General features: G+C 62.9%; 17 protein-coding genes. 6 read left to right on the top strand and 11 right to left on the bottom strand.

Translation table 11 applies throughout. The features are described 5' to 3' along the window. The first annotated feature begins 48 nt into the window (after positions 1-48). From mfd to HU766_RS04845, 3 genes are read left to right on the top strand one after another with little or no spacing between them, the layout of a single operon-like run. Positions 49-3,498, top strand: a complete 3,450-nt coding sequence (gene mfd / locus HU766_RS04855; protein ID WP_186654043.1) for a transcription-repair coupling factor — start codon at positions 49-51, stop codon at positions 3,496-3,498. A 9-nt stretch (positions 3,499-3,507) separates the two neighbouring features. Beyond that, positions 3,508-4,080: a CsiV family protein gene (locus HU766_RS04850; RefSeq protein WP_033700403.1), complete on the top strand. Its 573-nt coding sequence runs from the start codon at positions 3,508-3,510 to the stop codon at positions 4,078-4,080. Between the two features lies 1 nt (position 4,081). Next, entirely contained in the window at positions 4,082-7,429 is a 3,348-nt protein-coding gene (locus HU766_RS04845) for an SNF2-related protein (protein WP_186654039.1), read from the top strand. Between the two features lie 111 nt (positions 7,430-7,540). Here HU766_RS04845 and nagZ read toward each other — a convergent pair whose 3' ends face one another. Genes nagZ through HU766_RS04830 form a run of 3 tightly spaced genes read right to left on the bottom strand, consistent with a single transcriptional unit; the run spans position 7,541 to position 9,840 of the window. Continuing rightward, positions 7,541-8,539 carry a beta-N-acetylhexosaminidase gene (gene nagZ / locus HU766_RS04840; RefSeq protein WP_186654231.1) on the bottom strand — a complete coding sequence of 333 codons (999 nt, stop codon included), beginning with the start codon at positions 8,537-8,539 and terminating at the stop codon, positions 7,541-7,543. Between the two features lie 22 nt (positions 8,540-8,561). Beyond that, positions 8,562-9,086, bottom strand: a complete 525-nt coding sequence (locus tag HU766_RS04835) for a L,D-transpeptidase (RefSeq protein WP_033700407.1) — start codon at positions 9,084-9,086, stop codon at positions 8,562-8,564. Between the two features lie 40 nt (positions 9,087-9,126). Further along, positions 9,127-9,840, bottom strand: coding sequence for a TetR/AcrR family transcriptional regulator (locus HU766_RS04830; protein WP_033700410.1), 714 nt, complete (start codon positions 9,838-9,840; stop codon positions 9,127-9,129). A gap of 217 nt (positions 9,841-10,057) precedes the next feature. On the opposite strand from HU766_RS04830, the gene lexA reads away from it, so the two are divergent. Both lexA and sulA read left to right on the top strand, forming a co-directional pair. Beyond that, positions 10,058-10,666: a transcriptional repressor LexA gene (lexA, locus tag HU766_RS04825; RefSeq protein ID WP_033700412.1), complete on the top strand. Its 609-nt coding sequence runs from the start codon at positions 10,058-10,060 to the stop codon at positions 10,664-10,666. Between the two features lie 13 nt (positions 10,667-10,679). Continuing rightward, positions 10,680-11,156, top strand: coding sequence for an SOS-induced cell division inhibitor SulA (gene sulA / locus HU766_RS04820; RefSeq protein ID WP_033700413.1), 477 nt, complete (start codon positions 10,680-10,682; stop codon positions 11,154-11,156). A 50-nt stretch (positions 11,157-11,206) separates the two neighbouring features. Here the strand turns inward: sulA and HU766_RS04815 are convergent, their stop codons facing one another. The 7 genes from HU766_RS04815 to HU766_RS04785 form a co-directional block, all read right to left on the bottom strand. Further along, on the bottom strand, positions 11,207-11,440 hold the full coding sequence (locus HU766_RS04815) for a hypothetical protein (protein ID WP_028632474.1): 234 nt from the start codon (positions 11,438-11,440) through the stop codon (positions 11,207-11,209). 50 nt (positions 11,441-11,490) lie between these two features. Then, the gene (locus HU766_RS04810; RefSeq protein ID WP_033700416.1) at positions 11,491-12,006 is read right to left on the bottom strand and encodes a DUF6586 family protein; all 516 of its coding nucleotides are present in this window, start codon (positions 12,004-12,006) and stop codon (positions 11,491-11,493) included. A gap of 123 nt (positions 12,007-12,129) precedes the next feature. After that, positions 12,130-14,739 carry a type I DNA topoisomerase gene (topA, locus tag HU766_RS04805; protein ID WP_186654036.1) on the bottom strand — a complete coding sequence of 870 codons (2,610 nt, stop codon included), beginning with the start codon at positions 14,737-14,739 and terminating at the stop codon, positions 12,130-12,132. Between the two features lie 101 nt (positions 14,740-14,840). Next, a complete protein-coding gene (locus HU766_RS04800) occupies positions 14,841-15,092 on the bottom strand; it encodes a DUF1653 domain-containing protein (RefSeq protein WP_033700421.1) in 252 nt (83 codons plus the stop codon). A 78-nt stretch (positions 15,093-15,170) separates the two neighbouring features. Then, positions 15,171-16,346, bottom strand: a complete 1,176-nt coding sequence (gene fadA, locus HU766_RS04795; protein ID WP_186654033.1) for an acetyl-CoA C-acyltransferase FadA — start codon at positions 16,344-16,346, stop codon at positions 15,171-15,173. 34 nt (positions 16,347-16,380) lie between these two features. Beyond that, the gene (gene fadB, locus HU766_RS04790; protein WP_186654030.1) at positions 16,381-18,528 is read right to left on the bottom strand and encodes a fatty acid oxidation complex subunit alpha FadB; all 2,148 of its coding nucleotides are present in this window, start codon (positions 18,526-18,528) and stop codon (positions 16,381-16,383) included. Positions 18,529-19,024: 496 nt separating this feature from the next. Next, positions 19,025-19,462: a hypothetical protein gene (locus HU766_RS04785; RefSeq protein ID WP_033700427.1), complete on the bottom strand. Its 438-nt coding sequence runs from the start codon at positions 19,460-19,462 to the stop codon at positions 19,025-19,027. 110 nt (positions 19,463-19,572) lie between these two features. On the opposite strand from HU766_RS04785, the gene HU766_RS04780 reads away from it, so the two are divergent. Continuing rightward, positions 19,573-20,013 carry a universal stress protein gene (locus HU766_RS04780; protein ID WP_186654027.1) on the top strand — a complete coding sequence of 147 codons (441 nt, stop codon included), beginning with the start codon at positions 19,573-19,575 and terminating at the stop codon, positions 20,011-20,013. Between the two features lie 64 nt (positions 20,014-20,077). Here the strand turns inward: HU766_RS04780 and HU766_RS04775 are convergent, their stop codons facing one another. Continuing rightward, on the bottom strand, positions 20,078-22,006 hold the full coding sequence (locus HU766_RS04775) for an ATP-binding cassette domain-containing protein (protein WP_033700430.1): 1,929 nt from the start codon (positions 22,004-22,006) through the stop codon (positions 20,078-20,080). Between the last annotated feature and the right edge of the window lie 155 nt (positions 22,007-22,161).

The following is a 22,161-nucleotide window of genomic DNA, read 5'->3' as shown; positions in this document are numbered from 1 at the left end:
ACCGGTACAATCGGTCTCTTTGCCGCAACGCTTGGAGTGCAATCTCCCGTGTCAGTTCTGCGCCTACCGCAACTGTCGGCCACGGCCGGCAAACAAACCTGGGGCAACCTGCCCGGTGCCGCCCTCAGCCTTGCCATTGCCGAAGCCGCCAGCAGCGCTGGCCGCTTTACCCTGCTGCTGACGGCAGACAGCCAGGCCGCCGACCGTCTGGAACAGGAGCTGCGCTTCTTTGCCCCAGACCTGCCGGTGCTGCCCTTCCCCGATTGGGAAACCCTGCCCTACGACCTGTTCTCGCCACACCAGGACATCATCTCCCAGCGTATTGCCAGCCTGTACCGGCTGCCGGAGCTGAGCCACGGCATCCTGGTGGTGCCGATCACCACCGCCCTGCATCGCCTGGCGCCGACCCGCTTCCTGCTGGGCAGCAGCCTGGTGCTGGACATCGGCCAGACCATCGACGTCGAGCAGATGCGCACGCGCCTCGAAGCCAGCGGCTACCGCTGCGTCGACACGGTGTACGAGCATGGCGAGTTCGCCGTGCGCGGCGCCCTCATCGACCTGTACCCCATGGGCAGCAAATTGCCCTACCGCATCGACCTGTTCGATGACGAGATCGAAACGCTGCGCACCTTCGACCCCGAGACCCAGCGCTCGATCGACAAGGTCGACTCGGTGCGCCTGCTGCCGGCGCGCGAGTTCCCGATGCAGAAAGAGGAAGTGACCCGCTTCAAGGCCCGCTTCCGGGAGCGCTTCGACGTCGACTTCCGGCGCAGCGCGATCTTCCAGGACCTGGCCAGCGGCATCATCCCGGCCGGCATCGAGTACTACTTGCCGCTGTTCTTCGAAGAAACCTCGACCCTGTTCGACTACCTGCCCAGCGATACCCAGGTGTTTTCCCTGCCCGGTGTCGAGCAGGCGGCCGAGCACTTCTGGAACGACGTGCGCGGGCGCTACGAAGACCGCCGTGGCGACCTGAGCCGGCCATTGCTGCCGCCTGCCGAACTGTTCCTGCCGGTCGAAGACTGTTTCGCCCAGCTCAAGCAATGGCCGCGGGTGGTGGTCAGCGCCGAAGACGTCGACCCTGGCGCCGGCCGTGAGCGCTTCCCTGCACGCGCCCTGCCGGACCTTGCCATCGAGGCCAAGGCCAATCAGCCGCTGGCCGCGCTGGCCGGGTTCCTCGACCAGTTCCCCGGGCGGGTACTGTTCACCGCAGAATCGGCGGGCCGTCGCGAAGTGCTGCTGGAATTGCTCGAGCGCCTCAAGCTGCGCCCCCACACCGTCGAAGGCTGGACCGACTTCATCACCGGCTCCGAGCGCCTGGCGATCACCGTCGCGCCGCTTGACGAGGGCCTGGTGCTGGACGACCCGGCCATCGCCCTGGTGGCCGAGAGCCCGTTGTTCGGCCAGCGCGTGATGCAGCGCCGGCGCCGCGACAAACGTGGCGAAGCCGCCAACGATGCCGTGATCAAGAACCTCACCGAGCTGCGCGAAGGCGCGCCGGTGGTGCACATCGACCATGGCGTGGGCCGCTACCTGGGCCTGGCGACCCTGGAGATCGACGGCCAGGCCGCTGAGTTCCTCACCCTGGAATACGCCGAGAACGCCAAGCTTTACGTGCCGGTGGCCAACCTGCACCTGATTGCCCGCTACACCGGCAGCGACGACGCCTTGGCGCCGCTGCACCGGCTCGGCTCCGAGGCCTGGCAGAAGGCCAAGCGCAAGGCCGCCGAACAGGTGCGCGATGTCGCTGCCGAACTGCTCGACATCTACGCCCGCCGCGCCGCCCGCAAAGGCTATGCCTTCGCCGACCCGGCCGCCGACTACGCCACCTTCAGTGCCGGCTTCCCCTTCGAGGAAACCCCCGACCAGCAAAACGCCATTGAAGCCGTGCGCGCCGACATGCTCGCGGCCAAGCCGATGGACCGCCTGGTGTGTGGCGACGTGGGCTTCGGCAAGACCGAAGTGGCCATGCGTGCGGCCTTCATCGCCGTGCACAGCGGCCGCCAGGTGGCGGTACTGGTGCCTACTACCCTGCTCGCCCAACAGCACTACAACAGCTTCCGCGACCGCTTCGCCGACTGGCCGGTGACCGTCGAAGTGATGAGCCGCTTCAAGTCGGCCAAGGAAGTGGCCAGCGCTGCGGCAGACCTTGCCGAGGGCAAGATCGACATCCTCATCGGCACCCACAAGCTGCTGCAGGACGATGTCCGCTTCAAGGACCTGGGCCTGGTGGTGATCGACGAAGAGCACCGCTTTGGCGTACGCCAGAAGGAACAGCTCAAGGCGCTGCGCAGCGAAGTGGACATCCTCACCCTGACCGCCACGCCGATTCCACGCACCCTGAACATGGCCGTGGCCGGCATGCGCGATCTGTCGATTATCGCCACGCCGCCGGCGCGACGCCTGTCGGTGCGCACCTTCGTCATGGAGCACAACAACAGCACGGTCAAAGAAGCACTGCTGCGTGAACTGCTGCGCGGCGGCCAGGTGTATTACCTGCACAACGATGTGAAAACCATCGAAAAATGCGCCGCAGACCTCGCCGAACTGGTGCCGGAAGCACGCATCGGTATCGGCCACGGGCAGATGCGCGAGCGCGAGCTGGAACAGGTGATGAGCGACTTCTACCACAAGCGCTTCAACGTGCTGATCGCCTCGACCATCATCGAGACCGGCATCGACGTGCCCAGTGCCAACACCATCGTCATCGAGCGTGCCGACAAGTTCGGCCTGGCCCAGCTGCACCAGTTGCGCGGCCGGGTCGGGCGCAGCCACCACCAGGCCTACGCCTACCTGCTGACCCCGGCACGGCAGAAGGTCAGCAGCGACGCCGAGAAACGCCTGGAAGCCATCGCCAATACCCAGGACCTGGGGGCCGGTTTTGTTCTGGCCACCAACGACCTGGAAATCCGCGGCGCCGGCGAACTGCTTGGCGAAGGCCAGAGCGGGCAGATCCAGGCCGTGGGCTTCACCCTCTACATGGAAATGCTCGAACGCGCCGTCAAGGCGATCCGCAAGGGCAACCAGCCGAACCTGGAGCAACCGCTCGGTGGCGGCCCAGAGATCAACCTGCGCCTGCCAGCGCTGATCCCCGAAGACTACCTGCCCGATGTGCATGCACGGCTGATCCTCTACAAGCGCATCGCCTCGGCGGCCGACGAAGAGGGCCTCAAGGACCTGCAGGTCGAGATGATCGACCGCTTCGGCCTGCTGCCCGAGCCGACCAAAAACCTGATGCGCCTGACCTCACTCAAACTGCAGGCGGAAAAGCTCGGCATCAAGAAAGTCGATGCCGGCCCCAACGGCGGCAAACTCGAGTTCGAGGCCGAAACACCGGTTGACCCGCTGACCTTGATCAAGCTGATCCAGGGCCAGCCCAAACGCTACAAATTCGAAGGCGCCACCCAGTTCCGCTTCCTGGTCCCGATGGAGCGCCCCGACGAACGTTTCAACACCCTTGAGGCGCTGTTCGAGCGCCTGACCCCACAGCCTGCCTAAGGAAGATCCATGCGTGCCATCCGTTGCCTGACCCTGCTGCTGGCGCTGTTCGCGCCAACAGCCTTCGCCGAAGGGGTGTATCAGGTAGAAATGATCCTGGTGCGGCAAAACAGCGTGCCCGCCTTCACCAGCCCGTTCGCGCCCGAAAACTGGCGCGCCGACGGCAACCCCCTGGACAAGGCGGCCGAGCGCCCGCTGGGCCTGGAGGACGAGGTCACCCGCCTGCAGGCCACCGCCGACTACACCGTGCTCATGCACAAGGCTTGGCAGCAGCAGGCCGGCAGCGAGCCCAGCCGCATCGCCCTGAGCGAGGGTGAAGAGCAGTTCGGCCACTTCCCCATCGAAGGCAACCTGAGCATCGCCGAAGGCCGCTTCATTGCCGTGCAGGCCAACTTCTGGGTCAACCAGCTCGACAGCAACGGTAGCGTGCTGCGCAGCGAGCAATTCAAGCAGAGCAACAGCAACGTCAAGGCTGGCCAGCTGACCTTCCTCGACGGCGGGCACCTGGCGGTGCTGCTGAAGGTGACCCCGGCCGGGATGCGCAAACTGCCGGCACTGGACCCGGAGATGATGGAGCAGTGATGTGAGCGAGAGCGATGCGCAGTTCTTCGTCCGCGAGCATGACGGGTGGACGTTCACGTTTGACCGCAAAACCCTGCAGCGCGGCCTGGATTATGCCGAGGATGGCAGGAGCAAGATCGTATCGATCCTCGACCTGACCATCCGCGCTCAATGTGCGGGTTCCGGCGGCCGCGAATACTACCAACGCATCGAACTGGACATGACCGAGGACGGCCTTGAATGCGAGGGAACGTGCTCGTGCCCGGTCGGTGACAATTGCAAGCACTGCGCGGCGGCGCTCTATGTGCTGGAACGTGGCCCGGACTTTACCGAAGGCGCGCCAGACCAGCCCCTTGCTGCCACGCAGTCAGCGCAGCAATCCCTTGAACTGCCCCCCGAACTCGCGCACTGGGTGGAGGCGCTGGAACTACCAGCCGCACCCACTGCGGAGCCTGCCAAGCGAAAAGGCCCCGCACTCTACTACGTGGTGAGCAACAACCATGGCCAATGCATGCTCAGCGTCTTCAAAGGCACCCGGCAGGCCGATGGCACCTTGAAGCTGGGCCGCCCCAGTTCGATGCCCGAGCTCATCTACTACACGCCCAAATACGTGACCGATGAGGACTTGCGCGCACTGCGGCTGATCGATGCCCTCGGCAAGGATTACAGCCTGCCGATCGCGCGACTGGAAGGCAAAAAGGGCGCCGAACTCTATGAGTATGCGCTGGCCACCGGCCGCTTGCTGTATGACGAACAACAGGCTCCACTGGCCCAAGGCCCGGACCTGCCTGCCGAATTTCGCTGGGTGCGACTGGACAACGGTAGCTATCGCGGCGCCTGGCACCATGATGAACATGCCCACCGGTTGGCACTGCCGCTCGACCCACTCTATTACGTGGACACCCAGAACGGGCAGACCGGCAAGCTGCTGCATGACCTTGACCCGTTCATTGCCAGTCAGTTGGCGAGTGCACCCACGGTTCCCGAGCACCTGATCATTCCGTTGAGCCATCGCTTGAATGCGCTGAACCGGCAGGTGCCGACCCCCACAACCGTGCGCAGCGAACAGATCGATGACATCCAGCCGCGCCCTCACCTGACCTTGGGCAGCCTCGAATTCAGCGCCTACATGCCCAAGACCGGCCGCATGCAGCGTCAGATGCAGCACCGTGCCGCGCTGTCGTTCGACTACGATGGCCTGCGCACCCGCGGCAACGACGACAAGCCACTGACCCGCCTGGTCGATGCCACCAGCCAGCGCATTCGCCGCCAGCCCAAAGCCGAGCAGGCACTGCGCAAAGCCTTGCGCGACCTGGGCTTCAAGGCCGCCACCCGGCAGAGCAAAGCCCTGCCCGACAGCGCCGGCGAGATGCACCAGTTGCCGGATGACGAGGCCTGGCTGCACTTTGCCCGCAACGACTTGGCCCGCCTGCGTGAAGACGGCTGGGTGATCGATATCCACCGTGATTTTGCCTTCAACCTGCAAGAGGTGGACGACTGGTACGCCAACATCGACGAAGCCCCCGGCCATGAATGGTTCGACCTGGAGCTGGGCATCGTGGTCGATGGCCAGCGCCACAGCCTGCTGCCGATCGTGCTGCAGTTGCTACGCAGCAACCCGGAGCTGCTGCGCGCCACCGAACTGGTCCGGCGCAGCGATGACGAACACCTGCTGATCGACCTCAACCGCGGCCGCCTCGACAGCCCTGCGTTGCGCGTCGCCCTGCCCTACGGCCGCATCAAGGCCGTCATGGGCACCCTTGGCGAACTGTACCTGCATGAACACGCCGCAGGCCCCTCGCTGCGCCTGGACCGTGCAGATGCCGCGCGCCTGAACGAACTCGATCACCTGCCGTTGCACTGGGAAGGTGGTGCGCATGTGCGCGATTTGGGCAAGCGCCTGCGCGATGCGCGCGACCTGCAGGTCGCGCCGCCCACGCAGCTGAACGCCACCCTGCGCCCCTATCAGCAACAAGGCCTGAACTGGTTGCAGGCCCTGCGCGAAATGGGTACCGGCGGCATCCTCGGCGATGACATGGGCCTGGGCAAGACCCTGCAGGCCCTGGCGCACCTGCTGCTGGAAAAACAGTCCGGGCGCCTGACCGCCCCGGCCCTGGCTGTGATGCCGACCAGCCTGGTACCGAACTGGCTCGACGAAGCCCAACGCTTCGCCCCCGACCTGCGCGTGCTGGCGTTACACGGCCCGGGGCGCAGCAAGCATTTTGCCGCGCTGCACGACTACGACCTGGTCCTGACCACCTACGCCCTGGTACCCCGCGACCTCGAACACCTGCGCGCGCAGCCTTGGCACCTGCTGGTGCTCGACGAGGCGCAAAACATCAAAAGCAGCACCAGCAAGGCGGCCCTCGCCGTCTGCGAATTGCAGGCCGAACAACGCCTGTGCCTGACCGGCACGCCCATGGAAAACAACCTCGGCGAGTTGTGGTCGATCTTCCACTTCCTGATGCCTGGCTGGCTGGGCGACCTCAAGCACTTCAACCAGGCCTACCGGACCCCGATCGAACGCCATGGCGATACCGAGCGCCTGGCCCACCTGGCCAGCCGCATCCGCCCGTTCCTGCTGCGCCGAACCAAGGAGCAGGTAGCCACCGAGCTGCCTGCCAAGACCGAAATGGTCCACTGGGTCGAGCTCAGCGACGCCCAGCGCGACACCTACGAAGCCGTGCGCGTGGCCATGGACAAGAAGGTCCGCGACGAGATCGCCCGCAATGGCGCCTCGCGTAGCCAGATCATCATCCTCGACGCCCTGCTCAAGTTGCGCCAGGTGTGCTGCGACCTGCGCCTGGTGAAGGGCGTTGAAACCAAGGGCAACCAGGCCGACAAGGGCAAGCTCGGGGCGCTTCTGGAAATGCTCGAAGAGCTGCTCAGTGAAGGCCGCCGGGTATTGTTGTTCTCCCAGTTCACCTCGATGTTGGCACTGATCGAGCAGGAACTGCAGAAGCGCAAAGTCCGTTACAGCCTGCTGACCGGCGACACCCGTGACCGCCGCACACCGGTGCAGGCATTCCAGCAGGGGGACAGCGAGGTGTTTCTGATCAGCCTCAAGGCAGGTGGCACCGGGCTGAACCTGACGGCTGCAGACACGGTGATCCACTTCGACCCCTGGTGGAACCCGGCAAGCGAGAACCAGGCCACCGACCGCGCTTACCGCATTGGCCAGGACAAGCCGGTGTTCGTGTTCAAGCTGATCACCCGCGGCACTGTGGAAGAGAAAATCCAGTTGTTGCAACAGGAGAAGGCGGCACTGGCCTCGAGCCTGCTCGATGGTGGGCAGGCAGGGCAGTGGCGGCTGGGGGATGAGGAGATCGAAGCGCTGTTCGCGCCGCTGCCTGGCAAGCGCGGGCCCTGAGCTTACGGCGTCCGCTTGGGGTTTACGGCGCCTTCAGAATCGAGCGCCGCGCGGGCGGCGCTCGATCCCCAACACACCTCAAGCCTCAAGACATACGCCTCTTGGCCAAACTCAGTCGATCAACTGCGCCTCTTTCAAGGCCCCCAACGCCTCCAGCCAACGCGGCTGCTGGCGGTAATCGGTACGTGCAAAGCCCTGCCCCTGCATCCGCGCAATGCGCGGCGAAGGCTTGACCTTGAGCCGCTGCGCCGCACTCAATGCCAGCTCCGCCGCCGCCCGGTCATTGCACACCAGGCCCATGTCGCAACCGGCGCTCAAGGCCGCCTCGATCCGGTTGGCGGCATCCCCGACCACGTGCGCACCGGCCATGGACAGGTCGTCACTGAAAATCACCCCGTCAAAGCCCAACTCGCCCCGCAGGATGCCCTGCAACCAACGCCGCGAGAAGCCCGCCGGCTGGTTGTCGACCTGCGGATAGATCACGTGCGCCGGCATTACCGCCGCCAGTTGCCCGCTGAGCCGGGTGAACGGCACCAGGTCCGCCTGGCGCAACTGCTCAAGGCTGCGCTCGTCAGTGGGGATGGCCACATGGGAATCGGCCTCGGCCCAACCATGCCCCGGGAAATGCTTGCCACAGGCTGCCATGCCCGCAGCGTTCATGCCACGGATAAAGGCCGCCGCCAACTGCGTGGCACGCTGCGGGTTACCTTCGAAGGCGCGGCTGCCGACCACGGCGCTGCGCTGGTGATCCAGGTCCAGCACCGGCGCAAAGCTCAGGTCCAGGCCTACAGCCAACACCTCGGTGGCCATCAACCAGCCGCATTGTTCCGCCAGGTACTCGGCGTTGTCGTTGTCGGCCAGCGCACGCATGGCCGGCAGGCGCACGAAACCTTGGCGCAGCCGCTGTACCCGACCCCCCTCCTGGTCGACCGCCAGGATCAACTCAGGGCGAATCGCGCGGATCGACGCACACAGTTCGCGCACCTGGCGCGGGCTGTCGATGTTGCGGGCAAAAATGATCAAGCCGGCCACTTCAGGCTGGCGCAGCAGGTGACGGTCTTCGGCGGTCAGCCATTTACCGGCGATGTCCACCATCAGGGAGCCTTGCAGGCTGACGGTCATGGGAAATCCTTTATTGAAGACTTAAAGAAGCCCACTGGGGGCAAGCCGCCTGTTCGATGCGCACGCGGCAATGGGCCGGCACCCGGTCGAACAGGGCAAGCAAATCGGTGTTGTGCAGGCGAATGCAGCCATGGGACAGCGGCACGCCCAAAGGTTCGCTCAGCGGGGTGCCATGCAGGTAGATATAGCGCCGGAACGTGTCGACCGCACCCAGGCGGTTGACGCCCGGCTCGCAGCCACTGAGCCAGAGTATGCGGGTGAGCACCCAGTCACGCCCGGGGAACTGCGCCTGCAGCTCGGGCGACCAGACTTCGCCGGTCCAGCGCCGCCCGCGCAACACTGCGTTCAGCGGCAGGCCCGCGCCAATTTTTGCCCGCACCTGATGCAGCCCGCGCGGGGTGCAGCCCGAACCGTTGCGCTCGCCAGCGCCGTTGCGCGCCGTAGAAACCACCATGCGCACGCACAGCCGCCCCTGGGTGAACCCATAGAGGCACTGGTCGGCAAGGGATATGTGCAAAAAATCGAGATCGGGCATGGGCGCTAGCTTAGCCGAAGCGCCCTGCCCCGCCCAGCCTTCAGGCCTTGGCGGTGGTGGCGCTGGTGCTGGTCTTGCTGCGTGGGCGCAGCTGGGCCGCTGCCATCGCTTCGTCGGTAACCCCGCTGTCGGCGCGCATGCCCGCAGCCAGGAATGGCACCATCAGGCGCATGACCTGTTCGATCGAGGTATTGATGCCGAAATCGGTCTCGGCGATGGCACGCAGGGCCTTGATGCCGGACATGCTGAACGCGGCGGCGCCGAGCATGAAATGCACGCGCCAGAACAGCTCCAGCGGCGGCACCCGTGGTGCAGCCTCGTTGACCAGCAGCATGTAGCGGCGGAACACCTTGCCGTACATGTCTTCCAGGTAGCGGCGCAAGTGCCCCTGGCTCTGACTGAAAGCCAGCCCCAACAGGCGCATGAAGATGGACAGGTCGTTATTGCTGCGCGGCTGCACGGCCAGGGCCTGCTCGACGAGCATTTCCAACAGCTCTTCGAGACTGGGCTTTTGCTCCGGGCGCGCCTGACGACGCTCCAGCTCACGCTCGAGGCTGGCACAGAACGGCCCAAGGAAGCGCGAGAACACCGCCTGGATCAGGGCCTTCTTGGAACCGAAGTGATAGTTGACCGCTGCCAGGTTCACCCCGGCCTTGCTGGTAATCAGCCGCAACGACGTTTCTGCAAACCCTCTTTCCGCGAACAACTGCTCGGCAGCATCGAGAATGCGTTCAACGGTTTCCGATTGGGCCATGATTATTCCGCCAGACAAACAGGTGTTTGAAACATACGTTTCAGTCCTGCTTCTGTCAAGGCTCGGTGACCGGGCGGTCGCCATTTAAAAGCGCCCCTTTACACGCTGCAAGCGACAAGTTGGCCCGCGCGGCACTTTTTGTTGCTGCTTGGCGCTTGCAGCTCATCCAGTACTGTATATAATCCCAGTCACTGTATAAAAAGACAGAGCGCTCACCATGTTGAAACTGACGCCACGCCAAGCCGAAATTCTCGCGTTCATCAAACGTTGCCTTGAAGACAACGGTTTCCCTCCGACGCGCGCTGAAATCGCTCAGGAGCTGGGCTTCAAATCGCCCAACGCCGCCGAAGAGCACCTCAAGGCCCTTGCCCGCAAAGGCGCCATCGAGATGACCCCGGGCGCATCCCGCGGCATCCGTATCCCGGGCCTTGAAACCAAGGCCGAAGAGAACGGCCTGCCGATCATTGGCCGGGTCGCAGCCGGCGCACCGATCCTCGCCGAGCAGCACATCGAGCAATCTTGCAACATCAACCCGAGCTTCTTCCACCCTCACGCCGACTATCTGCTTCGCGTACACGGCATGAGCATGAAGGATGTCGGCATCTTCGACGGCGACCTGCTGGCAGTGCACACCTGCCGCGAAGCCCGCAATGGCCAGATCGTCGTCGCCCGCATCGGTGACGAGGTGACCGTCAAGCGCTTCAAGCGCGAAGGCACCAAGGTCTGGCTGCTTGCCGAAAACCCCGAATTCGCCCCCATCGAAGTCGACCTGAAAGAACAGGAACTGGTGATCGAGGGCTTGAGCGTCGGCGTCATACGCCGCTGATCCAGGAGGCGCCATGCAGCAGTTCATTCACGCACCCGAGCAAGCCCAGTTGCCACTGTTCGAAGCATTTCTAGCCCAGCCCATCCTGCCCGGCCTGAAAGCCAGTGAGCAGGCGCGCAAGATCAGCCAGCCCGATCTGTTCAGCGAGCTGTCGCTGCGCGGCGCTGCCGGGCACTGCCAGAGCCTGTTGGCCCCGGTGCTGCGCGAACTGAGCGAAGAGGACGATGCCCGCTGGTTGACCCTGATCGCCCCACCCGCAAGCCTGACCCAGGCCTGGTTGCGCGATGCCGGCCTCAACCGCGAACGCATCCTGCTGCTGCACCCTCGTGGCAATCAGAGCCCACTGCAACTCACTTGCGAAGCGCTGCGCCTGGGCCGCAGCCACACCGTGGTCAGCTGGCTTGGCAGCGTCAATGCCAGCGCGCGTCAACTGCTGCTTCGCTCAGCCAGTGCCGGAAACGCACAAAGCCTGAACATCCGCCTCGGCTGATGTTCAGGCTTTGCCTGTCACTCAGAAACCGCTGATACCCTGCACGCCGATCAATGCAGAACGCGAGGGCCTTCTTCGCGTTCGAGCTCGCCGTCCATCAGGCGACCTGCCATCTGCACGCCCACACTGAGCATGGCCTTGGCCACTTCCACATGCTGACCCTGCAGGAACACCTTGGCGTCTTCCGAGAAATCCAGGGTTACCAGAGAGCCCTCATCCTCCGCACGACGCAGTTCGATCCGGCCATCAGGCAACTCGACAATTTCCAGAAAAGACGTAGACATAAAAGGCTGTTCTCCACGAAAGGCCAGCATTGTACCAGCCGCAGCGGCTATCAGCACTCACTCAACGCGTCACGGAAACGTCTCACCAAGCTTTTGAGGTTGCTGCGCCAGCTTTCCAATTCTTCACGCGACAGCGCGGGTTGCTCGGGCTCATCGAGATTGACGGCCTGGATCAACGGCTGGGTGACATCGGTTTTAGGCGTTTTTTTCGCGACCGGTGGTCGGAACAGATCGGCATAAGCACTGAGCATTTGCGCCAGCCAGGTTTCCCGCTGGCGGGACAATTCCAGCAGCTCGGCCACCTCCGGGATAGCAATCTCATTGAAAGCATCGCCAGCCAGCAGCTGCTCGACATTAGCCCCTGCCGGCAAGCGGTAGAAACCGCCGATCTCATGGCACAGCCCCAGCAGAGCACCGTACAGGTGGAACAGTGCCGATTCGCGTTCGGCCTGGACCAGGCCCTGGGCGTTCATGGCCTGGCCCTGTTCGGCCTTGGCCATGGACTCGAGTGCGAGGCCTGCGAAGAACAGCTTCTGATTGGTGCGGGTGTAGAGTTCCTGGGCCATTTCAATGCCCTCCCCTGAGATGCAGAACGATTGCAGCCAGTTTCCGGCAAGCCCTGCCCGGCCGCAAGCTGAATGTCCCTGAAATGACTGGGGGCCGCAAAGCGGCCCCCAGTTCAACGCCAATCAGCGTTTGTCTTCAACCTTCCACGCATTACCGTCGTAGAACGCCTTCCAGCCGGTCGGCTTGCCATCGACCTCGGACTGCACATACTGCTCCTTGGTCTTGCGGCTGTAGCGAATTACCGCTGGACGCCCTTCCGGGTCTTTCTGCGGTGCATCGCAGAGGAAGTGGTACTTCGGATCGATCTCATGCTTGTGCGGGACAATCTCCAACACCAGTGGTGCACGTGTCTCGCGGTTTTTCGGGAACTGGCTGGCCGCCAGGAACAACCCCGAAGCACCGTCACGCAACACGTAGGTGTCATCGACCTTCTCGCACTTGAGCTCCGGCATGTCCACCTTGTCCATCTTCGGTGGCGCCGCCTCACCGCTCTTGAGCAGCTTACGGGTGTTCTTGCACGCAGGGTTGGTGCAACCGAAGAACTTGCCGAAGCGGCCGGTCTTGAGCTGCATCTCGCTGCCACACTTGTCGCACTCCAGGCTCGGCCCTTCGTAGCCCTTGATGCGGTAGCTACCCTCTTCGATCTCGTAGCCCACACAGTCCGGGTTGTTACCGCAGATGTGCAGCTTGTGCTTCTCGTCCAGCAGGTAAGCGTCCATCGCCGTGGCGCAGATCGGGCAGCGGTGCTTGCCCAAGAGAACACGGGATTCCGACTCGCCTTCATCGTCCGCTGCAATTTCGTCACCCGGCACCAGGTTGACGGTTGCCTTGCAACGCTCCTTGGGCGGCAGGGTGTAGCCCGAGCAGCCAAGGAACACGCCCGTCGAGGCGGTGCGAATCATCATTGGGCGACCACATTCCTTGCAGGCAATGTTGGTCATGGTCGGCTGGTTGGCACGCATGCCGTTTTCGGCCGACTCGGCTGTCTGCAGTTTTTTGCTGAAGTCGCCGTAGAACTCGTCGAGCACGTTCTTCCAGTCACGCTCGCCCTGGGCCACGTCGTCGAGGTTTTCTTCCATGCCGGCGGTGAAGCCGTAGTCCATCAGGTTGGCGAAGCTCTCGGACAGGCGCTCGGTGACGATGTCGCCCATCTTCTCGGAGTAGAAGCGGCGGTTGTGCAGGGTCACATAGCCACGGTCCTGGATGGTCGAGATGATCGCGGCGTAGGTCGACGGGCGGCCGATGCCGCGCTTTTCCATTTCCTTGACCAGGCTGGCTTCGGTGAACCGCGCCGGTGGCTTGGTGAAGTGCTGGCTCGGGTCGATCTGGATCAGCTGGAGCGCTTCACCCTGGACCATCTCCGGCAGTACGTCGTCTTCGCCAGGCTTGCTCTGTTGCGGCAGCACACGGGTGTAACCGTCGAACTTGAGGATACGGCCCTTGGCACGCAGCTCGAAGTCGCCAGCGGCTACAGTGACGCTGGTGGACAGGTACTGCGCCGGCGGCATCTGGCAGGCCAGGAACTGGCGCCAGATCAACTCGTACAGGCGCTCTGCGTCGCGCTCCATGCCACTGAGCTTGGTCGGGTGGGTGTTGACGTCGGAAGGACGAATCGCTTCGTGCGCCTCCTGAGCCCCTTCCTTGCTGCTATACACCAGCGGGTTTTCCGGCAGGTACTGCTTGCCGAACTCGCGCTCGATGTAGCCACGCGCCATGTCCAGGGCATCAGCCGACAGGTTGGTCGAGTCGGTACGCATATAAGTGATGTAGCCGGCTTCGTACAGACGCTGGGCCATCATCATGGTTTTCTTCACCCCGAAGCCCAGGCGATTGCTCGCCGCCTGCTGCAAGGTGGAGGTAATGAACGGCGCCGACGGCTTGCTGCTGGTCGGGCGGTCTTCTCGCTTGACCACGCTGTAGCTGGAAGCCTTGAGCTTCTCCAACGCAGCCATGGTCTGTGCTTCATTCAGCGGCTTGAACGCCTCACCCTTCTCGCGCGCCACTTCGAAACGCACCTTGGCGTTCTTGGCGGTGCCGAGGTCGGCGTGGATCTCCCAGTACTCTTCGGGGATGAAGGCGCGGATCTCGCGTTCGCGCTCGACCACCAGCTTCACCGCTACCGACTGGACCCGGCCGGCCGACAAGCCACGGGCAATCTTGGCCCACAACAGCGGCGAAACCATGTAGCCAACCACGCGATCGAGGAAGCGTCGCGCCTGCTGGGCATTGACGCGGTCGATGTCCAGCTCGCCCGGTTGCGAGAAGGCCTCCTGGATGGCCTTCTTGGTAATTTCGTTGAACACCACGCGCTTGTAGCGGCTGTCGTCACCACCGATGGCTTCGCGCAGGTGCCATGCGATGGCCTCCCCTTCGCGGTCCAAGTCGGTTGCGAGATAGATGGTGTCGGCGTCCTTGGCCAGGCGGCGCAGTTCTTCGATCACCTTTTCCTTGCCAGGCAGGATCTCGTACTTGGCCTTCCAGCCGTGATCGGGGTCGACCCCCATGCGCGCCACCAGTTGGCGGCGTGCCTTTTCTTTCGGCGAAAGGGCCGGCGCCTCACCCGCAGCCTTGCCACGCTTGGCGGCCGGCTCTTTGCTAGCGCTGGCCGAACCGCTGGTGGGGAGGTCTCGGATATGGCCGATACTCGACTTCACCACGTACTGGTTGCCCAGGTACTTGTTGATGGTCTTGGCCTTGGCCGGGGATTCCACAATGACCAGCGATTTGCCCATGGATCGGAGTATTCCTGAATCTGAAAGATGAAAAACGCGTCAGGTGCCAGACGCGGCACCGCTATATATAGTGGCAAAAGAGTGAGGTCAAGCGCGGTCGTTCACACGTGCGACTTGCCAAGCAACCCTGGCAGCCCCTCTTCGGCCTTGACCAAAGCAAAGCGTGGCACCTGCTCGCCGTCAACCTCGACGGACTCCTGGAACATCGAAAGGGGGCGTACCCAGAACCCGTAATCACCATACAGGCATTGGTAGAACACCATCCACTCTTCGCTCTCGGAGTGCTGCGCAACACTGAAGACACGGTACTCAGGCCCCTTGTAGTGCCGGTATACGCCTGGCTGTATCTGCATGCTACTCACCCTCTTGAACAAATCTTGTAAAAAACAAAAACCGGGGCACATGGCCCCGGCTGCTGTCCCGCAACGCGATCAGACGCGTTCGAAGACAGTGGTGATGCCCTGGCCGAGGCCGACGCACATGGTAGCGACCCCCAGAGTACCGCCATTCTGCTTCATGACGTTGAGCAGGGTGCCGGAAATCCGTGCCCCAGAGCAACCGAACGGGTGGCCCAAAGCAATGGCGCCGCCGTGCAGGTTAACCTTCTCATCCATCTTGTCGAGCACTTTCAAATCTTTGAGCACTGGCAGGGCCTGTGCAGCGAAGGCTTCGTTGAGCTCGATGAAGTCGATATCGGCCATGGTCAGGCCGGCGCGCTTGAGGGCTTTCTGGGTCGCCGGCACCGGGCCGTAGCCCATGATCGCCGGGTCGACACCGGCCACGGCCATCGAGCGAAGCACCGCCAATGGCTGGATACCCAGGTCCATGGCACGCTGGCCAGACATGACGATCATGCACGAAGCGCCGTCGGTAATCTGCGACGAAGTACCGGCGGTAACGGTGCCACCTTTGGGGTTGAACGCAGGCTTGAGCGACGCCAGCCCTTCGAGGGTGGTTTCCGGGCGAATGGTCTCGTCGAAATCGAAGACCTTCAGGAAGCCGTTCTCGTCATAGCCCTGCATCGGGATGATCTCGTCCTTGAACTTGCCTTCGACCGTCGCCTTGTGGGCGAACTGGTGCGAACGCAGGCCGAACAGATCTTGCTGTTCGCGGCTGATGCCATGCATTTTGCCGAGCATCTCTGCAGTCAGGCCCATCATTCCGGAAGCCTTGGCGGCATGCAAGGACAGGTGCGGGTTGGGGTCGACGCCATGCATCATGCTGACGTGGCCCATGTGCTCGACACCCCCGACCACGAACACATCGCCATTGCCAGTCATGATTGCCTGGGCAGCGGTGTGCAGCGCACTCATCGACGACCCGCACAGACGGCTGACGGTCTGCGCCGCCGACGTATGCGGGATCGGGGTCATCAGCGAGGCCATGCGGGCGACGTTCCAGCCCTGCTCCAGGGTCTGGTTGACGCAGCCCCAGATCACATCCTCGACCTCTTTAGGGTCGACCTTGCCGTTGCGTTCCAGCAGCTTGGTGATCAGGTGCGCGGACATGTCTTCGGCGCGCGTGTTGCGGTGCATGCCACCCTTGGAGCGGCCCATTGGTGTGCGACCGAAGTCGACAATCACCACGTCTCTTGGATTGAGGCTCATATCAAATCTCTCGCTCTACTCTTGCGTTGGCCGCTCAGTTGAAGAAACGCTGGCCGCTCTTGGCCATTTCGCGCAGCTTCGCGGTCGGGTGGTACAGCGGCCCCAGGTCGGCGTACTGATCGGCCAGGGCGACGAATTCGGCGACACCAATCGAGTCGATGTAGCGCAGCGCACCACCGCGGAACGGAGGGAAGCCAATGCCGTAGACCAGACCCATGTCAGCTTCGGCGGCGGTCTCGACAATGCCGTCTTCCAGGCAGCGCACGGTCTCCAGGCACAGCGGGACCATCATCCAGTTGATGATGTCGTCGTCGCTGACTTCACGTTGCTCGAACACGATCGGCTTGAGCACGTCGAGCACGGCGGCATCGAACACCTTCTTCGGCTTGCCGCGCTTGTCGGTCTCGTAGGCGTAGAAGCCTTTGCCGTTCTTCTGGCCCAGGCGGTTGGCCTCGTACAGGGCGTCTATCGCCGAGCGGCGCTCGTCTTTCATGCGGTCCGGGAAGCCCTCGGCCATGACGTCGCGGCCATGGTGGCCGGTGTCGATGCCGACCACGTCCATCAGGTATGCAGGGCCCATGGGCCAGCCGAAGCGCTCCATGACCTTGTCGATGCGCACGAAGTCGACCCCTGCACTGACCAGCTTGGCGAAGCCGCCGAAGTACGGGAACAGCACGCGGTTGACCAAAAAGCCCGGGCAGTCGTTGACCACGATCGGGTTCTTGCCCATCTTCTTGGCGTAGGCCACGGTGGTGGCAACCGCCACATCACTGGACTTCTCGCCACGAATCACTTCGACCAGCGGCATCATGTGCACCGGGTTGAAGAAGTGCATGCCGACGAAGTTCTCGGGGCGCTTGAGCGCCTTGGCCAGCAGGTTGATGGAGATGGTCGAGGTGTTGGACGCGAGGATGGCATCCTCTTTCACCTGGCCTTCGACTTCTGCCAGCACAGCTTGCTTGACCTTAGGGTTCTCGACCACGGCCTCGACGACGATATCGACGTTGGCGAAATCACCGTAGGACAGGGTCGGACGGATGGCATTGAGTGCTTCAGCCATCTTCGCCGGGGTCAGGCGGCCCTTCTCGACGCGATTGCCCAGCAGCTTGGAGGCTTCATTCAAGCCCAGCTGGATGGCGTCCTCGCGGATGTCCTTCATCAGAATCGGCGTGCCCTTGACCGCCGACTGGTAGGCGATACCGCCACCCATGATGCCGGCGCCGAGCACGGCAGCCTGCTTCACGTCGTGGGCGATTTCGTCATGGGCCTTGGCCTTGCGCTTGAGCTCCTGGTCATTCAGGAACAGGCCGATCAGGCTCTCGGCAACCGAGGTCTTGGCCAGCTTGGCAAAGCCAGCGGCCTCGATTTCCAGGGCCTTGTCACGGCCGAAGTTGGCGGCTTTCTGAATGCTCTTGATCGCTTCGACCGGCGCTGGGTAGTTCGGCCCAGCCTGGCCGGCAACGAAGCCCTTGGCCGTCTCGAACGCCATCATCTGCTCGATGGCATTGAGCTTGAGTTTTTCCAGTTTCGGCTGGCGCTTGGCCTTGTAGTCCAGCTCGCCGCTGATGGCGCGCTTGATCAGGTCAAGGGCACCAGCCTGCAGCATCTCCGGGGCGACCACGGCATCGACGGCGCCTACTTTCAGGGCGTCTTCGGCGCGGTTTTCCTTGCCGGCCGCAATCCACTCGACAGCGTTGTCCGAGCCGATCAGGCGTGGCAGGCGCACAGTACCGCCAAAGCCTGGGTAGATACCCAGTTTGACTTCAGGCAGGCCAATCTTGGCGCTGCTGGACATGACCCGGTAGTCGGCCGCCAGGCACATTTCCAGGCCGCCGCCCAGGGCGATGCCGTTGATGGCGGCTACGGTCGGCACTTCGAGGTCTTCGAAGGCGTTGAAGATGCGGTTGGCTTCCAGGTTGCCAGCGACCAGTTCGGCCTCGGGCAGCTTGAAGTTGTCGACGAACTCGGTGATGTCGGCGCCGACGATGAACACGTCCTTGCCACTGCTGACGATTACGCCTTTGACCGAAGCGTCGGCCTTGATGGCATCGACGGCTTGGCGAAGCTCGTTCAGGGTCAGGCGGTTGAATTTGTTGACGGACTCACCCTTGAGGTCGAACTTGAGTTCGACGATGCCACTTTCAAGAGCCTTAACCGTGATGGCTTTACCTTCGTAAATCATCAACTGATCTCCACGATATGGAAGCTAACTGTACACGCCGGTCGCTGCTGCCCAGGCAGGCCATGTGGCCCTGCCCCAGGCACACCCGTCAGCGCGCTAGTCGGGACTATGAACGAGCCGTGTGACATACAAACGCTCAATTCATACGCCCGTTTGATTTGGGTGTGCACACATTCTCCGAAAAGATCAGCGTTGTCAAATGCTCACGCACAGAGTGAAAACACGACTTTCCGGTCATTTTGTAGCGTCTGGGTACAAAGCATGACGTCAGTGATCACGGGGCATTCATGTCAGCGATTGACCACGAGGAGGAGGGCGTGACCCTGCGAGGGGAAGATTTTTCCGGCATTTCACTGGCAGCCGACTACAATGCCAATGGCTTCAAGCATTCCCGGCCTGCCTGGCCTTTTCTGCGCAGCAGAACGCAAAGCGGCGACTTGGCACCCCACCCCTTCAGGGGCTCTGCCAAGCCGCCGCTTTGTCGTTAAGCCATGTGTCAGGCGAGCGTTTCGAAGACCTGGGCAATATCCTGCAATACAGATTTATCGCCTCGCTCGGTCCAGTACAAGGCGATCATGCGCGGGTCGGCTTCGACCTTGTAGACGCTGGCGGGCAAGCGCGCAAAGGCCTCGGCAAGGCGCGGGTCCTCACACGGCTCGCGCCACTGGTTCCACCACACGCCCGGCGTGACCTGCCAGTAACAGAAGCTGTCCTCACGCCCCCGGCGCCGTGCGCGATGGTACTGCGGGCAGGGGCTTGGCGGCTCCTTTTCCAGCCAGTGCGGCCACTGCTGGGGCGCCAGCTGCATGGCCAGCCCCATGCGCCGCGCTTCCAGGCGCAGGTTCATCTGCTCGCTCTGCTTGCGCGACGTGCGCAACCAGGAAAGCGGGCTGAGAATCAGCGCAAGGATTGACACCACCAGCAATACCGTCATATCAGTAGACCCCATAAAGCGTTGCAAATGAGCTGGTTAGCCATTTTTCACGGAAGACCCGCCCGAAAGCGACCATACTTCTTCTATCGCGATTGTCAGGAGTACCGCTCATGTCCTACGAACATCTTCTGGTTGCCGTCGACCTGACCGAGGAATGCGACCCGGTGATCAAGCGTGCCATGGCGCTGGCAGCGCCGTACAACGCCAAGGTCTCGCTGGTGCACATCGTCGAACCCATGGCCATGGCTTTTGGCGGTGACGTCCCCATGGACCTGTCGCAACTGCAACAACAGCAGTTCGACCAGGCCAAAGAGCGCATGGACCGCCTGTTCAACAAGTACCCGGACATCAAGCGCGGCGATTCGCACCTGACCTACGGCCAGCCACGCCAGGAAATCCACCAACTGGCCAAGGACCAGAAGTGCGACCTGATCGTCGTGGGCAGCCATGGCCGGCATGGCCTGGCGTTGCTGCTGGGCTCCACCGCCAACGATGTACTGCACGGCGCACCCTGCGATGTGCTGGCAGTGCGCTTGCTGAAGAAGGAATGAGTTGACCTGTGCCAGCTTCTTCGCGGGTTTACCCGCGAAGAAGCCAGTGCAGATCAAAAGCTGATCACCCTTCCAGCTCGGCCCAGCGCTCTACCAGCACATCCAGCTCTGCCTGCAACTGCTCGATCTTGGCCAGCACCGCGGTGGTCTCTTCGATCGACCGCTGATAGAAACCTGGTGCATTGACCTCTTCCTGGGCCGCCGCCATGCGCTGTTCGACCTCGTCGATTTGCCCAGGCAGCATCTCCAGCTCACGCTGCAGCTTGTAGCTGAGCTTCTTCTTCGAGGCATCGGCAGCAGCCGCCACCGGCGCCGGTGCCGCTTGCACTTCCTGCTTCTCAACCACCGCGCTGTTGAGTTCGGACTTGCCGCCTTTGCTCTCGGTTACCCCCAGCAGCTTGGGCGAACCGCCCTGACGGATCCAGTCCTCATAGCCGCCGACATACTCGCGTACCTTGCCCCCACCTTCGAACACCAGGGTGCTGGTGACGACGTTGTCGAGGAAGGCCCGGTCGTGGCTGACCATCAGCACCGTGCCCTTGTAGTTGGCCAGCACCTCTTCCAGCAGTTCGAGGGTTTCCACGTCCAGGTCGTTGGTCGGTTCGTCGAGCACCAGCAGGTTGGCCGGCTTGCTGAACAGCTTGGCCAGCAGCAAACGTGCACGCTCGCCACCCGACAGCGCCTTGACCGGGGTCCGGGCACGCTGGGGGCTGAACAGGAAGTCGCCCAGGTAGCTCAGCACGTGGCGGTTCTGGCCATCGATCTCGATGAAATCACGGCCTTCGGCCAGGTTGTCGATCACGGTTTTTTCCAGATCGAGCTGATGACGCATCTGGTCGAAATACGCCACTTCCAGCTTGGTGCCACGCTCGACCTTGCCCGAGGTAGGCTCCAGGTCGCCGAGCATCAGTTTGAGCAAGGTGGTCTTGCCGGTACCGTTGGCACCCAGCAGGCCAATGCGATCCTGGCGCTGCAGGACCATGGAGAAGTCCTTGACCAGCATCGGGCCTTCGGCATGGGCGAAGCTGACGTTCTCCAGCACCATGACCTGCTTGCCGGACTTGTCGGCCGCTTCGATCTGGATGTTCGCCTTGCCCTGACGCTCACGGCGCTCGCCGCGTTCGACGCGCAAGGCCTTGAGGGCACGCACACGCCCTTCGTTGCGGGTACGGCGGGCCTTGATGCCCTGGCGGATCCACACTTCTTCCTGGGCCAGGCGCTTGTCGAACAGCGCGTTGGCGGTTTCTTCCGCGGCCAGCGCGGCTTCCTTGTGCACCAGGAAGCTGGCGTAGTCGCCGTTCCAGTCGATCAGGCCACCGCGGTCCAGTTCGAGGATGCGGGTCGCGAGGTTTTGCAGGAAGGAGCGGTCGTGGGTAATGAACAGCACCGCACCATTGAACCCGCGCAGCGCCTCTTCAAGCCAGGCGATCGCACCGATGTCCAGGTGGTTGGTCGGTTCATCGAGCAGCAGCAGGTCAGGCTCGGACACCAGCGCCTGGGCCAGCAGCACACGGCGACGCCAGCCACCGGACAGCTCGGCCAGGGTCTTGTCGGCGGGCAGTTGCAGGCGGCTCAGGGTGCTATCCACCACTTGCTGCAGGCGCCAGCCGTCACGGGCTTCGAGTTCGTGCTGAACGTGCATGAGTTTTTCCAGGTCTTCGTCGCCCTGGATGTTCTGGCTCAGGTGGTGGAACTCGGCCAGCAGCGCACCCACGCCGTCAAGGCCCTCGGCCACCACATCGAACACGCTGCGCTCGTCGGCCAGCGGCAACTCTTGCGGCAGCTCGCCGATTTTCAGGCCCGGGGCGCGCCAGATCTCACCGTCGTCGCCCTTCTGTTCGCCCTTGACCAGGCGCATCATGCTCGACTTGCCGGTGCCGTTGCGGCCGATGATGCACACCCGCTCACCACGAGCGATCTGCCAGGACACTTTGTCCAGCAGCGGCATGGCGCCGAATGCGAGGGACACATCGCTGAATTTGAGCAGGGTCATATTGGTCTCCAGAAATCGGGCGCGCATTCTACCTGACTTGGGGCCCGAGGGCATTAAGTTGACCACCCTGCGAGGGCTTTACGACATCTGGTCGAACTTAATGTCTTGATACAAGCACTGTGCTTTCATCTGCCGCCGGCAAACGGCTAAGCTAA

Origin of the sequence: Pseudomonas sp. SWRI77, assembly GCF_014269105.1 — a bacterium.
Lineage (GTDB): Bacteria > Pseudomonadota > Gammaproteobacteria > Pseudomonadales > Pseudomonadaceae > Aquipseudomonas > Aquipseudomonas capeferrum.
Note: the sequence above shows the minus strand (reverse complement) of the source record. Positions and strands in the feature narration are given on the sequence as shown.